The organism is Gordonia aichiensis (genome assembly GCF_039946255.1).
GTDB classification, from domain to species: domain Bacteria; phylum Actinomycetota; class Actinomycetes; order Mycobacteriales; family Mycobacteriaceae; genus Gordonia; species Gordonia aichiensis_A.
Genome location: NZ_JBCDWL010000003.1, coordinates 199,185 through 216,110, shown reverse-complemented (window position 1 = coordinate 216,110; position 16,926 = coordinate 199,185). Strand labels below are relative to the sequence as shown.

The 16,926-nt window shown below is 73.7% G+C and carries 2 protein-coding genes (1 of these 2 cut by a window edge); both read left to right on the top strand.

Annotated features, from left to right (window positions below; translation table 11 throughout):
• Positions 1-114 precede the first annotated feature (114 nt).
• Positions 115-9,384, top strand: coding sequence for an amino acid adenylation domain-containing protein (locus AAFO60_RS05965; protein ID WP_347955253.1), 9,270 nt, complete (start codon positions 115-117; stop codon positions 9,382-9,384).
• Positions 9,381-16,926, top strand: partial view of a non-ribosomal peptide synthase/polyketide synthase gene (locus tag AAFO60_RS05960; RefSeq protein ID WP_347955252.1) — the beginning only. 26,891 nt of this gene lie beyond the right edge of the window; the window shows 7,546 of its 34,437 coding nt (coding positions 1-7,546); it begins with the start codon at positions 9,381-9,383; its stop codon lies off the right edge, out of view. The genes AAFO60_RS05965 and AAFO60_RS05960 overlap by 4 nt, the downstream gene beginning before the upstream one ends.

Here is a 16,926-nt window from a genome sequence, read left to right as displayed (position 1 = left end):
TCTGGTGCACTCTCCGGTTGCCTGAAAACAACCGGAGAGTGTTCGAAAGCCGGCCGGGGATCGCTGACGAACTCCCGGGCCGAGAACGTGCAACCGTGAGGGGCGTAGAGAACCGTGGCCGATTTCATCCAGGTGCCTGCAGACTCGGACAGCGTCGCGCTGGTCTGCGGGGACGATGAGGTCTCGTTCGGCGATCTGTCGGCGCGCGTCAGCGTGCTGGCACGTGAGCTGATCGGGCGGGGAGTCGGCCCCGAGACGGCGGTCGCGGTCTGCATGGACCGCTCGGTCGAGATGGTGATCGCGGTACACGCGGTGGTCGCGGCGGGCGGACAGTACGTGCCCGTCGACCCGGACCTGCCCGCCGATCGCGCGGGCTACATGCTCGACACGGCGGGCACCGGGCTCGCCCTGGTGCGCCCCGGCGACCTGCCGCCGGCGCTGCGCGGCCACGAGGCGCGGGTGGCGACGGTGACCGTCGACGCCCGGACCGCGGTCGACGCCGCGGTCGCACCCGTCACCGACGCCGAACGGCTCGCGCCGCTGCACCCCGACCACGCCGTGTACACGCTGTTCACCTCCGGCTCCACCGGCCGCCCCAAGGGCGTCACCGTCACCCACCGGGCCCTGATGAACCTGCTCGACTGGTTCGACGGCGTCGTCGGCGAGGTGACCGACCCGGTCATCATGCTCAAGACCCCGTACACCTTCGACGTGTCGGTGCCCGAACTGTTCTGGCCGCTCCTGCGCGGCGCGACGACCGTCATCGCCGAACCCGACGGACACCGGGACCCGGCGTACCTGCGCGACCTGATCCGCGACACGAACGTCTCGATCATCCAGTTCGTGCCGTCGATGCTCTCGGTCTTCCTCGACGAACTCGGCGACGTCGCCTCCGCCCTCGCCTCGGTGCAGCGCGTCCACATCGCCGGCGAGGCCCTGCCGCCCGCGGTGGCGGCCGGCGTCTTCGACGCGATCCCGCACGCGCGCGCCTTCAACCACTACGGGCCCACCGAGGACACCGTCTACGCCACCACCGCGGTCCTGAGCCCGGACGACGACCGGGTCACCATCGGCGAGCCGGTCACCAACACCGCCACCTACATCCTGGACCGCAGGCTACGGATGGTGCCGCGCGGCGTGCCCGGCGAGCTGTACCTGGGCGGCGCCCAGGTGGCCCGCGGCTACGCCGCCCAGCCCGCGCTCACCGCCGAGCGCTTCATCGCCGACCCGTTCGCCGAGACGGCGGGCGAGCGCCTGTATCGCACCGGCGACCTGGTCCGCTGGAACAGCGGCGGGCAGATCGAATACCTGGGCCGCACCGACTTCCAGGTGAAGCTGCGCGGTCAGCGCATCGAACTCGGCGAGATCGAAGCCGTCCTGGCCGCGGCGCCCGGCGTGGTGAAGGCGGCCGCGACCGTGGTGACCGCCCCCGGCGGCGCCGACCACCTGGTGGCCTACCTGTCGCCGGCGACGGCCGACGCCGACGCCGTCCGCGCGAGCCTGGAACAGACGCTGCCCGCCTACATGGTCCCCACCATGTGGACCGTGCTCGACGACATCGCCCTCAACACGGCGGGCAAGGTCGATCGCCGGGCGCTGCCCGCCCCCGACTTCGGCACCCTCGCCGGCGAGTACGTGGCGCCGGCGACGCCCGCGGAGGCGACCCTGGCCGTCGTCTTCGCCGACGTCCTCGGCCTGGACCGGGTGTCGGTGACCGAATCGTTCTTCGACGTGGGCGGCAACTCGCTGTCGGCGATGCGCCTGGCCGCGCGCGCCGCCGACGCGCTGTCGGTGGCGGTCTCGGTCCGCGAGGTCTTCGAGGCGCCGAGCGTGCGCGAACTCGCCGCGGCCGTCGCCGGGAACGAGGCGGCGCTGCCGCCGGTGACCGCGGCGCAGCCGCGACCGGATCGCATCCCGCTGTCGTTCGCCCAGCAGCGGATGTGGTTCCTCAACCAGTTCGAACCGGGCGGGGCCACCTACAACATCCCGTCGGTCCTGCGCGTGACCGGCGACCTCGACGTCGCCGCGCTGCACGCGGCGGTGATCGACGTGGTGACGCGTCACGAGGTCCTGCGCACCACCTTCCCGGCCGACGCGGGCGTGCCCGCCCAGGTGATCGCCGACCCCGACCGGATCGCCGACGAGCCCGGACTGTGGGCCGTCGTCGACACCGAGGCCGAGCTGACCGCCGCGGTGACCACCGGCTTCGACGTGACGGCGCAATGGCCGCTGCGCGTGCGGCTGTGGCCGATCGGCGAGCGCGAGTTCGTCCTCGCCACGGTCGTCCATCACATCGCCGCCGACGGCGAGTCGATGGCGCCGCTCATCACCGACCTGGTCGCCGCATACGCCGCGCGCAGCGCCGGACGGGCTCCGGAGTTCGCACCGCTCGACGTCCAGTTCGCCGACTTCGCGATCTGGCAGCACGAGGCGCTCGGCGCCCCCGACGACGTCGACTCGGTGGTCGGCCGCCAACTGGCGTACTGGCGCGACCAGCTGGCCGGGGCGCCCGAGGTGCTCGATCTGCCGATGGACCGCCCGCGGCCGGCCGTCGCCTCCCACCGCGGCGGCACGCACGGATTCGTGATCGGCGAACAGGTCGGCGAGCAGATCCTGGCGGCCGCCCGCGCCGCCGGGGTGACCCCCTTCATGCTGGTGCACGCGGCCCTGGCGGCCTACCTGGGTCGGCTCAGCGCGACCGACGACATCTCGATCGCCACCCCGATCGCCGGGCGCGGTCAATCGGCACTCGACCCGCTGATCGGCATGTTCGTCAACACCCTGGTGCTGCGCACCCGACTCGACTCCGGTGCGCCCTTCACCGACCTGCTCACGCAGGTCCGACAGACCGACCTGGCGGCCTTCGCCCATTCGGATGCGCCCTTCGAGACCGTCGTGGAGGCGGTCGACCCGGTGCGCAGCGAGGCCTTCGGCCCGCTCGCCCAGGTGATCCTGCTCGTCGGCGACGGCGCCCCCGAGGAGCTGTCGGCGGAGGTCGCGGGCGTCCGCGTCGAAGCCGCGGGCACCCTCGACCTGCCCGCCCAGTACGACCTGCACGTGAACGTGGCCGTCGAACCCGGACAGGACTGGACCGCCTCCCTGATCTACGCCGCCGACCTGTTCGACGAAGCGACCGCGGCCACCATGGCGGCGCGGTTCGTGCGCGTGCTGGAGACCGTCACCGCGGACCTGAGCGTTCCGGTCGGCGACGTGCTGCAACTGACCGACGCCGAGCGGGCCGACCTCCTCGCGGGCTCGCAGCGGCGGCCGGCGCCGGCCGGGGAGTCGCTGGTGGCGGCGATCGCGGCGCGAGCGGCGGCCGACCCGGCTCGGCGCGCGGTGGTCGGCGACGGGGTCGCGTACTCGTACGGAGAGCTGGTGCGGCGCGCCGACGCCCTGGCCGCGGCGCTGGCCGAGCGCGGCGTCGGGACCGACGACGTGGTGGTCCTCGCGCTGGAGCGGTCGGTGCACTGGGTCGCGGGCATGCTCGCGGCGTGGAAGGTCGGGGCGGCGTACGCGCCGGTCGATCCGACCGGCCCCGTCCGGCGCATCGAGGCGCTGGTGACCGATACCGGCGCCGCGGCGATGCTGGGCCGGCCGGAATGGCTGGCCGAACAGGGGATCGGCGACGACTTCGCCGGAGCGGCAGTGCTGCCGGTGTCCGACGAGCCGGTCGGGGAGGTGCCGGCGCTGCCGCTGCCGCAGGGCCGCGCGGATCGGCTGGCCTACGTGATCTCGACGTCGGGATCGACCGGACGGCCCAAGCCGACGATGGTCCCGATGGGCGGTGTGGAGAACACCGTCGGGTGGTACCGCGAACAGTTGGCGCTGTCGGCGGGCGAGGGCGTGCTGATCGCCTCGGCACCCACCTTCGACCTGACGCAGAAGAACGTGTGGGCCGGCCTGGCCTCGGGCGCCACCCTGCACCTGGCCGACGCGATGTTCGATCCGCGGCAGATCCTGGCGGTGGTGGCCGCCGAGTCGATCGCGGTGATGAACACGGCGCCGTCGGCGTTCGAGGCGATCGTCGACGCCGACGAGACGGGTGCCCTGGCCGCGCTGCGGGTGTTGTTCCTGGGCGGCGAAGTGGTCAAACTGGCGCCGCTGCGAGCACTGATCGACGGCGGCCTGCGAGTGGTCAACAGCTACGGTCCCACCGAGGCGTGCGACGTGGTGTCGTTCCACGAGGTGACCGCCGACGAGCGCGGCGTGGTGCCGATCGGACGCGCGGTCCCGGGCGTCGATCTGTATGTGCTGACCGACCGGTTGGCGCCGGCCCCGGTCGGCGTGCCCGGCGAACTCTACATCGGCGGGATCGCGGTGGGCCGCGGCTACGGCGCGATGGCGGGCCAGACGGCCGACCGGTTCGTCGCCGACCCGTTCGCGACCGACGGTTCGCGGCTGTACCGGACCGGCGACCTGGTGCGCTGGACGGCCGACGGCGAGCTGGACTACCTCGGTCGCACCGACTTCCAGATCAAGTTGCGCGGACTGCGGATCGAGCTCGGCGAGATCGAGTCGGTGCTGGCGCAGGTGCCGGGAGTCGATCGGGCCGCGGCCGTGGTCGCGACCGGTCCCGACGGCGGCGAGCACCTGGTGGCCTACGTCTCGCCCGGCGACGTCGATCTGGACGCGATCAAGACCGCCGCCTACGCGGAACTGCCCGGCTACATGGTCCCGACGGTGTGGACCGTGGTCGACGACATCGCGCTGAGCCCGTCCGGCAAGGTCGACCGGCAGGCCCTGCCGCCGGCCGAGTTCGCGGCCGTGCGCGCCGAGTACGTGGCACCCGAGACCGAGGCCGAGACCGCGGTCGCGGCGGTGTTCGCCGAGATCCTCGGCGTCGACCGCGTGTCGGTGACAGAACGGTTCTTCGATCTGGGCGGCAACTCGCTGTCGGCCATGCGGCTGGCCGCCCGCGCCGAGCAGGCGTTGGGCGCGTCGATCTCGGTCCGCGACGTCTTCGAGGCGCCGACCGTCCGCGGACTGGCGGCGGTCGCGGCGAACGCGGACCGCAGCGCCGGACAGATCCCGCTGACCTTCGGCCAGCAGCGACTGTGGTTCGACAATCAGCTCGGGGCAGGCACCGGTCGCGCCAACCTCGCCCTTACCCTGCAGCTGGCCGGTCCGCTCGACCTGACCGCCCTGCACCGGGCGGTGCTGGACGTGACGGCGCGCCAGGGCGCCCTGCGCACCACCTTCCCGACCGCCGACGGCATGCCGTATCAGGCGATCGACGATGCCGAGACCGCCGCACCGCGGATCGACTGGGCCGTCGCGGCGTCGCAGGCCGAGGTCGACGACGCGGTGCACGCGCGCTTCGATCTGACCGCCGACTACCCGTTCCGGGTCCGGGTGCTGACCGAGGGGCCGGGCGAGCACGCCGTCACCCTGGTGGCCCACCCGATCGTCGCCGACAGTCGCTCGTGGCTGCCGCTGGCCGCCGACCTGGTCGCCGCGTACGACGCCCGCCGCGACGGCGCCGAGCCGACGCCCGCGCCCCTGCCCCTCGAGTACGCCGACTACGCCCGGTGGCAGCACCGCGAGCTCGGCGCCGCCGAGGATCCGACGTCTCCGGTCGGCGCGCAGCTGGACTACTGGACCGGAGCGCTCGCCGGGCTGCCGGAGACCACCGGGTTGCCCACCGACCGTCCCCGCCCGGCCGTCGCGAGCGGTCGCGGCGCCGTCGTCCGCACGTCGCTGCCTGCGACGACCGTCGCCGGAATCCGCGCCGCGGCCGGCGCGCACGAGACCGGCGAGTTCACGGTCGTCCACACCGCGCTCGCGGTCCTGCTGTCCCGGCTCGGCGCAGGCACCGACCTCGCGATCGGCACCCCGACCACCGGGCGGGTCCGCCCCGAGCTCGACGCGCTCGTCGGCGCCTTCGACAACATGGTGGTCCTGCGCAGCCGCCTCGACGACGACGCGTCCTTCGACGACCTGCTCGCGGCGACCGCGGCCGTCGAGGCCGAGGCCTTCGGCCGCGCCGACGTGCCCTTCGAGACGGTCGTCGACGCGGTCGCCCCGGTGCGGTCGACGGCGTTCGCCTCGCTCGCGCAGGTGTGGCTGACGCTCGACGCCTCGCTGCTGCCGGAGACCTTCGACCCCGCGCCGCTCGCAGGCGAAGCGGCCGGGCTGACGGTCTCGCCCGGCCCGCGGCGGGACGTCGGTTCCCGAGCAGACCTGCTGATCAGCGTCGATTCCGGCGCAGCCGACTGGACGGTCGAGGTCCGCTACGCCACCGACCTCTACGACGAGTCGACCGCGATCCGGTTCGGCGACCGCCTGGTCCGGTTGCTCGCCGCCCTGCTCGCCGACACCGCCGCACCCGTCGCGGGCGCGGCGATGGACGCCCCGGCCGCCGCCGCAGCGGTCGAGCTCGATCCGCACCCGCTGCCGATGACCGCGCCGACCTCCGACGCCGTCCTGTTCGCAGGCACCGGGACCGCCGCGGTGACGCTGGCCGACCTGCTCGCCGCCTCCGTCGAGCGGCACGGGCCGCGCCCGGCGGTCGCCGATCCCGACGGACGGCTCCTCACCTACGCCCAGCTCGACACCGCGGCCGACGCCCTGGCCCGCACGCTCATCGCCCGGGGGATCGGCGCCGAGACGACCGTCGTGGTGGTCGCCGACCGATCGGCGGCGCTGCTGACCGCCATCTGGGCGATCGCCAAGACCGGCGGCGCCTACCTGGCCGTCGACCCCGCCACCCCGGCCGACCGCATCGCCGACGCGGCCAGGACCTGCGGCGCCGTGCTCGGGCTGGCCGCCACCGCCGCCGACGTCCCGGACGCCACCGAGCTGCCCTGGCTGCGACTGGACGACGAGTCGATCGCAGGCGACGCGACCGCCCCGAGCGCCGCCGAACCGGTCCGCCCGGCACGGATCGGCAACACCGCGTACGTGAGCCTCACCGCCGACGGGCGGCGCGCCGTCGCCGTCACCCACGCGGGCGTGGCTAACCTGGCCGCCGAACAGTCGCGCCGCGCCGGCGTCGACGAGTACTGCCGCGTCCTCGGGCACGCCGCGCCGAGTTCGGCCGCCTTCACCGGCGAGTACCTGCTGGCCGCGACCGCCGGCGCCACCCTCGTCTTCGGCCCGGACTCCGACGGCGACGCGCTCGCCGAGTTCATGATGCGGCAGGGCATCACCCATGCGCTGCTGTCGCCGACCGTGCTGGCGACCCTCGATCCGGCGACGCTCCACTCGCTGCGCGTGGTCTACGCGGGCGGCGACGAGCTCACCGTCGAACTCAAGGATCAGTGGGCGCTGATGCGCCGCATCCAGAACGTGTACGGGACGGCGGAGACGACCGGCGCTGTGACGATCAGCGAGCCGCTCCCGCTGGGTGCGACCGTCGACCTCGGCGGGCCCGTCGACGGCGTCGGCCTGCTCGTCCTCGACGACCGGCTGGCGCCGGTCGCGCCCGACACCGACGGCGACCTGTACGTGGTCGGCGGCGCCCTGGCCCGCGGTTACCTCGGGCAGGCCGGGCTCACCGCCGACCGGTTCGTCGCCAACCCGTTCGGGACGGCCGGGCAGCGGATGTTCCGCACCGGCGACGTGGTGCGCCGCCGCACCGGCGACCTCGGGCAGACCGTCCTCGAATACGTGGGGCGCCGCGCCGACCGACCGGCCACGGCCCCCGGCGAGGACGCGGCGCTCGCCGCCGGGGCGGGCGCACCGGCGAACGTCGCCGAGGAGCGCGTCGCGGCGATCGTCGCCGACCTCCTCGGCAGCGACCGGGTGTCGCTGACCGAGTCGTTCCTGGCGCTCGGCGGCAACCCGCTGCTGGCCTCGCGGGCGGCCGCCCGCATCTCGGAGGCCCTCGGCGCCTCGGTGACGATGGGCGCGGTGCTCGAAGCCGAATCCCTGCGCGCGCTGGTCGGCTCCGTCGACACGCGCGGCGCGGCGCTGCCGCCGGTCACGGCCGTCGTGCCCCGACCGGACGTGATCCCGCTGTCGTTCGCGCAGCAGCGCATGTGGTTCATCAACCAGTTCGAACCGTCGCTGGGCACTTACAACATCCCGTCGGTGGTCCGACTGTCGGGCGCCTTGGACGTCGACGCCATGCGCGCCGCCTTCGCCGACGTCCTCGCCCGCCACGAGGTCCTGCGCACCACCTTCCCGTCCGTCGACGGTCGGCCGGTGCAGCAGATCGCCCCGGTGGAGTCCATCGCCGACCAGCTCGACTGGGCGGTCGTCGACTCCCAGCGCGCCGTCGAAGAGGCGGTGACCGGCGGCTTCGACGTGGCCCGGCAGTGGCCGATCCGGGTCCGGCTGTGGCCGATGAACGCCGACGGCACCGAACACGTGCTGGCCGTGGTGGTCCATCACATCGCCGCCGACGGCGAATCGACGGGCCCGCTGCTCACCGACGTGGTGCTGGCCTACCTGGCGCGCGCGGCCGGGCACGCCCCCGAGTTCGCGCCGCTGGAGGTGCAGTTCGCCGACTTCGCCCTCTGGCAGCACACCGAGCTCGGCTCGCCCGACGATCCGGCCTCCGTGGTCGGCGGTCAGCTGCGCTACTGGGCGCGGCAGCTCGCCGGCCTGCCCGACGTGCTCGACCTGCCCGCCGACCGGCCGCGGCCGCTCGTCGCCTCGCAGGAGGGCGCCTCGGTCGGCTTCGAGATCCCCGCCGAGGTGGCCGCCCGGGTCGCCGCGTTGGCCGCCGACCGCGGACTGTCGGCGTTCATGGTGGTCCACGCGGCGCTGGCCGCGGTCCTGACCCGCCTCAGCGCCACCGACGACGTCGCCGTCTCGACCCCGGTCGCCGGTCGCGGGCAGCGCGTCCTCGATCCGCTGGTCGGCATGTTCGTCAACACGCTGATCCTGCGCACCGAGGTGACCCCGTCGACCACCTTCGACGAGCTCCTCGAACAGGTGCGGACCACCGACCTGGACGCCATGTCGCACGCCGACGTGCCCTTCGAGTCGATCGTCGACGCCCTGAAGCCGACGCGGTCGGAGGCCTTCGCGCCGCTCGCGCAGGTGATGCTGACCTTCGATCAGTCGACGCTTCCGGAGCTGAACACCGGTGGCGATACCATCGACCTCGGGGGACTGACGATCAGTCCGGTCGATCCGCCGGAGCCGCCGGCCAAGGGCGACCTGACGATCGGCGTCTCGGTCGCCGACGGCGGGCAGCCGTGGCCGGGGGTGATGGTCTACGCCACCGATCTGTTCGACGAGGCGACCGTGCGACGGTTCGGCGAGCGGCTGGTCACGGTGCTGAGCGAGGTGGTCGTCGCGCCGGGCACGCCGGTGTACGACGTCGTCCTCACCTCACCGGAGGAAGAGGCCCTGATCGAGGGCTGGGGAACGGGACAGTCAGTCCAGATAGAATGTGAGACCGTTGTCTCGGGTATGGAGGAGTTGCGTTGATCGAGTCGGTGGTCACCCGGAAGGCGATTGATCCGGAGGCGACGGCCATCGAATTCGGGGGTCGACGCGTCTCGTACGCGGAGTTCGACGCCCGGGTCGCGGAGCTGGCTCGGACCCTGATCGGGCAGGGCGTCGGTCCCGACGACGCCGTCGCCGTCTGTCTGCCGCGCTCGGTGGAGATGATGGTCGCCGTGCACGCGATCGTCGCCGCCGGCGGCCAGTACGTGCCGATCGACACCGAGGCGCCGGCCGACCGCGCCGCCTACATGATGCAGACGGCGTCGGCGCAGATCCTGCTCACCGACGGCGCCGTCTCCGACGCGGCGCGCGCGGCGACCGAACTCGGCGTCGACGTCCGCGCCGTCGACGCCTCCGGGCCCGCAGATCCGACCGCGAAGCCGGTCACCGACGCCGAGCGACGGTCGCCGCTGCACGGCGACCACGCCCTCTACACCCTGTTCACGTCGGGATCGACCGGCCGCCCCAAGGGCGTCACCGTCTCGCACCGCGCGGTCCTCAACCGGCTCAAGTGGGGGCTCGCCGAGTACCCGTGGGGCCCCGACGACCGGGTGATCCAGAAGACCCCGTACACCTTCGACGTGTCGGTGCCGGAGATCTTCGCGCCGCTGATGGTCGGCGCCCGCGTGATCCTCGCCGAACCCGGCGGGCACACCGACCCCGACTACATCGCCGCGCTCATCGAGGAGTCCGGCGCCACCTCCGTCCACTTCGTCCCGTCGATGCTGTCGGCCTTCCTCGACTTCGTCCCGGCCGCGACGCTGGCCCGGCTGACCAGCCTGCGCCTGCTGTTCGCCTCCGGCGAGGCGCTGCCCGCGCCGGTGGTCGCGCAGGCCCGCCGCGAACTGCCGTGGGTCAGCGTCCACAACCTGTTCGGACCCACCGAGGCCGCCGTGGAGGTGGCCTACGCCGACGTGACCGCGGTGCCCGACGTGGTGCCGATCGGCCGGCCGGTCTGGAACACCACGCTGCGCGTGCTGGATCCGCGGCTGCGGACCTGCCCGGCGGGGGTGCCGGGCGAACTGTATCTGGGCGGAGTCCAGTTGGCGCGCGGGTACGCCGCGCAGCCCGGACTGTCGGCCGAACGGTTCGTCGCCGACCCGTTCGGCGTGCCCGGAGCGCGCCTGTACCGCACCGGCGACCTGGTCCGCTGGTCGCCGACCGGTGAGCTGGAGTACTTGGGCCGCACCGACTTCCAGGTGAAGCTGCGCGGTCAGCGCATCGAACTGGGCGAGATCGAGGCCGTGCTGGCCGGGGTGCCCGGCGTGGTGCACGCCGCCGCGACCGTCGCCACCGCGCCCGGTGGCGCCCAGCATCTGGTGGGCTACCTGTCGCCGGCGACCGCCGAGATCGACGCCGCCCGCGCCGCCGCGGAGGCCGCGCTGCCCGAGTACATGGTGCCCACCGTGTGGACCGTCCTCGACTCGGTGACCCTGAACTCGGCGGGCAAGCTCGACCGCCGGGCCCTGCCCGAACCCGACTTCTCGTCGGCGGAAGCCGAGTACGAGGCGCCCGTCGGTGACCTCGAGGAGCAGTTGGCGGCCGTCGTCGCCGGACTGCTGGGCATCGAGCGCGTCAGCGCCACCGAGTCGTTCTTCGCGCTCGGCGGCGACTCGATCATGTCGATCCAGTTGGCGTCCGCGATGCGCGCGGCCGGCCACGGGCTGTCGCCCCGCCAGATCTTCGAGCATCGGACCGTGCGCGCGATGGCCCGGGCGATCGCCGACACCGACGCGGCGCTGCCCGCGCTCGCCGAACCCCGCGGCGGCGCCGCCGGCGACGTGGTGCTTCCGCCGGTCGTCGAGTGGATGCTCGAATACTCCGACACCGCAGCCGATTTCGCCGACTTCAACCAGGCGGCGACGCTGGCCGCCCCGACCGGCGCCGCCGTCGACGAGGTGGCCCAGGCGCTGGCGACCGTCGTCGCCCACCACCCGATGCTGACGGCGTCGCTGACCCGCGGTGAGGACGGCTGGACGCTGACCGCCGGACAGGACTTCGACGCGGCTGCCGCGATCACCGCGGTCGCGAGCCCCCACCGCGCCGACGCCGCCGAGTTCGCCGCCGACCTGTTGGCCGCGCACGCGGCCGCGGCCGCACGACTGGATCCGGCGCGCGGCCGGCTGGTGCAGGCAGCGCTGGTCACCGCGTCCGACGGCGCCGCCCGCCTGGTGCTCGTCATCCACCACCTCGGCGTCGACGCCGTGTCGTGGAGCACGATCATCGAAGACCTGGTCACGGTGTGGGCGCAGCGCAGCGCCGGGCACCGCGTGCACCTGCGCGAGGTCACCACCTCGCAGCGCGCCTGGTCGCAGGCGCTCGCCGACCGGGTCGGCGAGCACGCCGCCGAGACCGGCTACTGGCTCGACCGACTTCCGGTGCGGCCCACCCACTTCGGCACCGACCTCGAGCGCGGGCGCGACCGGGTCGCCACCGCGGGCACGGTGACGCACCGGGTGGACGCGTCGGTCACCGAAGCCCTGCTCGCCGCCGTCCCCGAGGCCTTCGCGGGCAATGTCAACGACGCCCTGCTGGCCGGCCTGGCCCGGGCGATCCGGTCCTGGCAGTCCGCGCGCGGCATCGCCGACACGGCACCGGTGTCGGTGCTGCTGGAAGGCCACGGCCGGTACGAGGAGGTCCTCGCCACCGGAGACGCGCCGGTGCGCGCCGACCTGTCGCGATCGGTCGGCTGGTTCACCTCCATCGCCCCGATGAACCTCGACCCGGGCACCGACCCGGTGCACGCGGTCAAGGCCGCCAAGGAGGAGCGGCTCGCGCAGCCCCACTCGGGCCTCGGCTTCGGCTGGCTGCGCTACCGTGCCAACCCCGAATCGGCCAACCCCGAATCGGGCGACCCCGAAGCGGGCGGCACCGAACTGTCGAGTCGCCCGCTGCCGTCGATCGTCTTCAACTACCTCGGTGCGGGCGGCGGCGGCGCCGCGGGAGGCGAGACCCTCCCGTTCACCGGTGTCGGCGGGCCGTCCTACCCGTCCTCGCCGGCCGGCGGCATGGCCGCCCAGGCCGCTCTCACCATCAACGCGGGCGTCGAGCACACCGCCGACGGCCGCGAGCTCGTCGCGTCGATGATCGCGCCGAGCGCGGTCCTGTCGGCCGCCGACCTCGCCGACCTCGGCCGCCGCTGGTCGGCCGAACTCGCGGCGATCGTCGCGGCGGTCGACGCCGACACCCCGATCGGCCTCTCGCCCGCCGACGTCCCGGGCGTCGACCTGACCCAGGCCGACCTGGACGCCCTGGCCGCCCGCTTCCCGGGCGCCGACGTGTGGCCGCTCTCGCCGCTGCAGAGCGGACTGTTCTTCCAGGCCGAGCTCGCCGCGGAGCTCGCCGGGGCCGTCGACGTGTACGTGGCGCAGGCGATCCTGACGCTCGACGCCGGATTCGACGCCGACCGGCTCCGCGCCGCCGGCCAGCGGGTCCTCGACGAGCACCGCGTGCTGCGATCGGGCTTCGTCACCACCGGCAGCGGTGCCACGGTCGCCGTCGTCGTCGACCGCGCGGAACTCCCGTGGGCCGTGGTAGATCTCGAAGAAACCGACGAATCGGACGTCGCTGCGGCGGTGGCGGCGATCGCCCGGCGCCAGCTCGTGGAACCCTTCGATCTGGCCGCGCCGCCCCTGCTGCGTTTCGTGCTGGTCCGACACGGCGACACCGCGACCCTCATCGCCACCAACCACCACCTCATCCTCGACGGCTGGTCCGGGCCGCTGGTGCTGGCCGACGTGCTCGCCGTCTACGCGACCGGCGCCACCTACACCGGGCAGGCCGCCGGCGGCGCCACCGGCGATTTCGGCGACTACCTGCGCCTGATCTCGGCGCGCGACACCGCCGCCGGACTCGACGCCTGGCGTCGCGTGCTCGCTCCGGTCGAGGGCCCGACACTGGTGTCCCCGGCGGCCGCGGGCGCCTCCGAGCAGCTGCTGCCGCAGAACGTCGACCTGACCGTCGACGCCGACCTCCTGACCGCCCTCGAGGCGGTCGGTCGCGCGCACGGCGCCACCCTGGCCACCGTCCTGCAGTCCGCGTGGGCGGTGCTGCTTTCCCGCCTGACCGGCAACCGGGTCGTCACCTTCGGCGAGACGGTCTCGGGCCGCCCCGCCGACCTCGACGGGGTCGAGGCGATGGTCGGCCTGTTCATCAACACCCTGCCCGCCGTCGTCGACGTCGACCCCGACGCCACCGTCGGCGCGATGCTCGAGCGCCTGCAGGCCGACAAGGTCGCGGTCCTGGACCACCAGCACCTCAACCTGCCGGAGATCGCCGCGGCCGCCGACGCCCCGATCGGCTTCGACACCCTCACGGTGCACGAGTCGTACCCCGTCGACGCCGACTCGCTGGCCTCCGACGACGCGCAGGTGGCCGGGGGACTGGTCATCACCGACGCGCAGATGAGCGATGCCACCCACTACCCGCTCAACATGATCACCATGCCGGCCGGCGACGGCCTGACCGTGCGGATGAAGTACCTGCCCGCGGTGTTCACCGCCGACCAGGCCCGCACCCTTGGCGAGAGCGTCCTGCAGATCCTGTCCTCGATCGCGGCCGACGCCGCCCAGACCGTCGCCGACATCGCGCTGGCCTCGCCGGCCGGGGTCGACGCCGTCCTGGCGCTCTCCTTCGGTGAGCGCGTCGCCGTTCCGGCCACCACCCTCGGCGACGCCGTCGCCGCCCAGATCCGCCGCACCCCCAAGCGCGTCGCCGTCTGGTTCGAGGGCCGCGAAGTCACCTACCGCGAGTTCGGCGCCCGCGTCGCCACCCTGGCCCGCGAGCTGATCGCCGCGGGTGTCGGCCCCGATGTCGCCGTCGGCGTCGCGATCGACCGCAGCGTCGAGATGATGGTCGCCATCCACGCGGTCATCGCCGCCGGCGGCCAGTACGTCCCGATCGACACCGCCGTCCCCGCCGACCGCGCGGCCTACATGGTCGAGACCGCAGGTGTTCGCGTGGTCCTCGTCGCCGCGGGCACGGCGCCGGAAAGTGTTGCCGCACTGGACGGCTCGGTGCGTGTCATCGCCGTCGACGCCGCCGCCTCCGAGGTGGATCTCGAGACCGCGCCGATCACCGACGCCGATCGTCTGGCACCGCTGTCGCCCGATCACGCCGCCTACACCCTGTTCACCTCCGGCTCCACCGGCCGCCCCAAGGGCGTCACCGTCTCGCACCGCTCGGTCGTCAACCGCCTGGCGTGGGGTTATGCGACGTTCCCGTGGACCCGCGGAGACCGGGTGATCCAGAAGACGCCGTTCACCTTCGACGTCTCGGTGCCCGAGCTGTTCGGTCCGCTGTTCTCCGGCGCGACGATCATCGTCGCCCGCCCCGGCGGCCACGCCGACCCCGACTACCTGCTCGGTCTCCTCGAGGACACGGCCGCCACCTCGGTGCACTTCGTGCCGTCGATGCTGTCGGTCTTCCTCGACGTCGTCGACCCCGACCGGGTGCGCGCCCTCACCTCGCTGAAGTGGCTCTTCGCCTCGGGTGAGGCGCTGCCGCCCGCCGTCGTCGCGAAGGCGCACGCCCTGCTGCCGCACATCGGCATCCACAACCTGTTCGGACCCACCGAGGCCGCCGTCGAGGTGACCTGGGCCGACGTGTCCGACGCACCCGCCGTGGTGAGCATCGGCAAGCCCGTGTGGAACACCGAGGCGCTGGTCCTGGACTCGCGGCTGCGGCCGGTCCCGGCGGGCGTGCCCGGCGAGCTGTACCTGGGCGGTGTCCAGCTGGCCCGCGCCTACGCCGACCAGCCTCGGCTGACGGCCGAGCGTTTCGTCGCCGACCCGTTCGGCGAGCCCGGCGCACGCCTGTACCGGATCGGCGACCTGGTCCGCTGGAACGCCGACGGCGACCTGGAGTACCTGGGCCGCACCGACTTCCAGGTGAAACTGCGCGGTCAGCGCATCGAACTCGGCGAGGTCGAGGCCGTCCTGGCCGGTGCGCCCGGCGTCGTCAAGGCCGCCGTCACCGTCGCCTCCGCCCCGGCCGGCGGCGAACACCTGGTCGCGTACCTCTCGCCCGCCACCGTCGACGTCGAGGCCGTCCGCGCCGCCGCCGCACACGAGCTGCCCGGCTACATGGTGCCCACCGTCTGGACCGTCCGCGACGATCTGGCCCTCAACAGCGCGGGCAAGATCGACCGGCGCGCCCTGCCCGAACCCGACTTCGGTTCGGTCGCCACCGAATTCGTGGCGCCGGCCGGGCCGCGCGAGGAAGCCCTCGCCGCGGTCTTCGCCGACGTGCTCGGCCTCGACCGGGTGTCGGTCACCGAATCCTTCTTCGACGTCGGCGGCAACTCGCTGTCGGCGATGCGCCTGGCCGCACGCGCCGGCGACGCGCTCGGCACGACGATCAGCATCCGCAAGATCTTCGAGAGCCCGTCGGTGCGGGCACTGGCCGCCGCGGCACCGGTCGGCGGCGCGGTGCTGCCGCCGCTGGTCGCGACGACGCCCCGGCCGGCGCAGCTCCCGCTGTCGTTCGCGCAGCAGCGGATGTGGTTCATCAACCAGCTCGATCCGAGCTCGGCGGCCTACAACATCCCGGCCGTCCTGCGGTTGACCGGCGACCTCGACGTCGACGCCCTCACCGCGGCCGTCGCCGACGTCATCGCGCGGCACGAGATGCTGCGGACCACGTTCCCGGCGGCCGACGGCCGGCCCCGCCAGCTGATCGGCGACCCCGCCGAATTCGCCGCGCGCCGCGTGGTGCAGTGGACCGACACCGAAGCCGCCCTGTTCGATGCGGTCGCCGCCGGATTCGACGTCGCCGTCGACTGGCCGATCCGCGTCCGGCTGTGGCAGGCTCCCGCAGCGTCGGATGCCGCCGACGAGACGATCCTCGCGGTCGTCCTGCACCACATCGCCGCCGACGGCGAATCGCTGGTGCCGCTGGTCACCGACCTGGTGACGGCCTACAACGCGCGCAGCCGCGGCGCCGCCCCCGAGTTCGCGCCGCTGCCGGTCCAGGTCGCCGACTTCGCGATCTGGCAGCGCGCAGCCCTCGGCTCGCCCGACGACCCGACCTCGATCGTCGGTGCTCAGCTCGGCTTCTGGACCCGGCAGCTGGCCGGGATCCCCGACGTCCTCGACCTGCCGGCCGACCGCAGCCGTCCCGCCGTCGCGTCGCGCGCGGGTGCACGGACCGGCTTCGTGATCCCCGCCGACGTCGCCGCCCGCATCGAGACGATCGCGCGCGAGCGCGGCATGACCACCTTCATGGTGCTGCACGCGGCGCTGGCCGTACTGCTCTCGCGCCTGAGCGCGACCGACGACATCGCCGTCGCGACCCCCATCGCGGGCCGCGGCGACCGCGCCCTCGAACCGCTCGTGGGCATGTTCGTCAACACCCTGGTGCTGCGTACCCCGATCGCCTCGGGGGAGTCGTTCGAGGAACTCCTGGGCCGCGTGCGCGCCATCGATCTGGACTCCTTCGCCCATGCCGACGTGCCCTTCGAGGCCGTCGTCGACGCGGTCGACCCGGTGCGCAGCGAAGCCTTCGAACCGCTGGCACAGGTGCTGC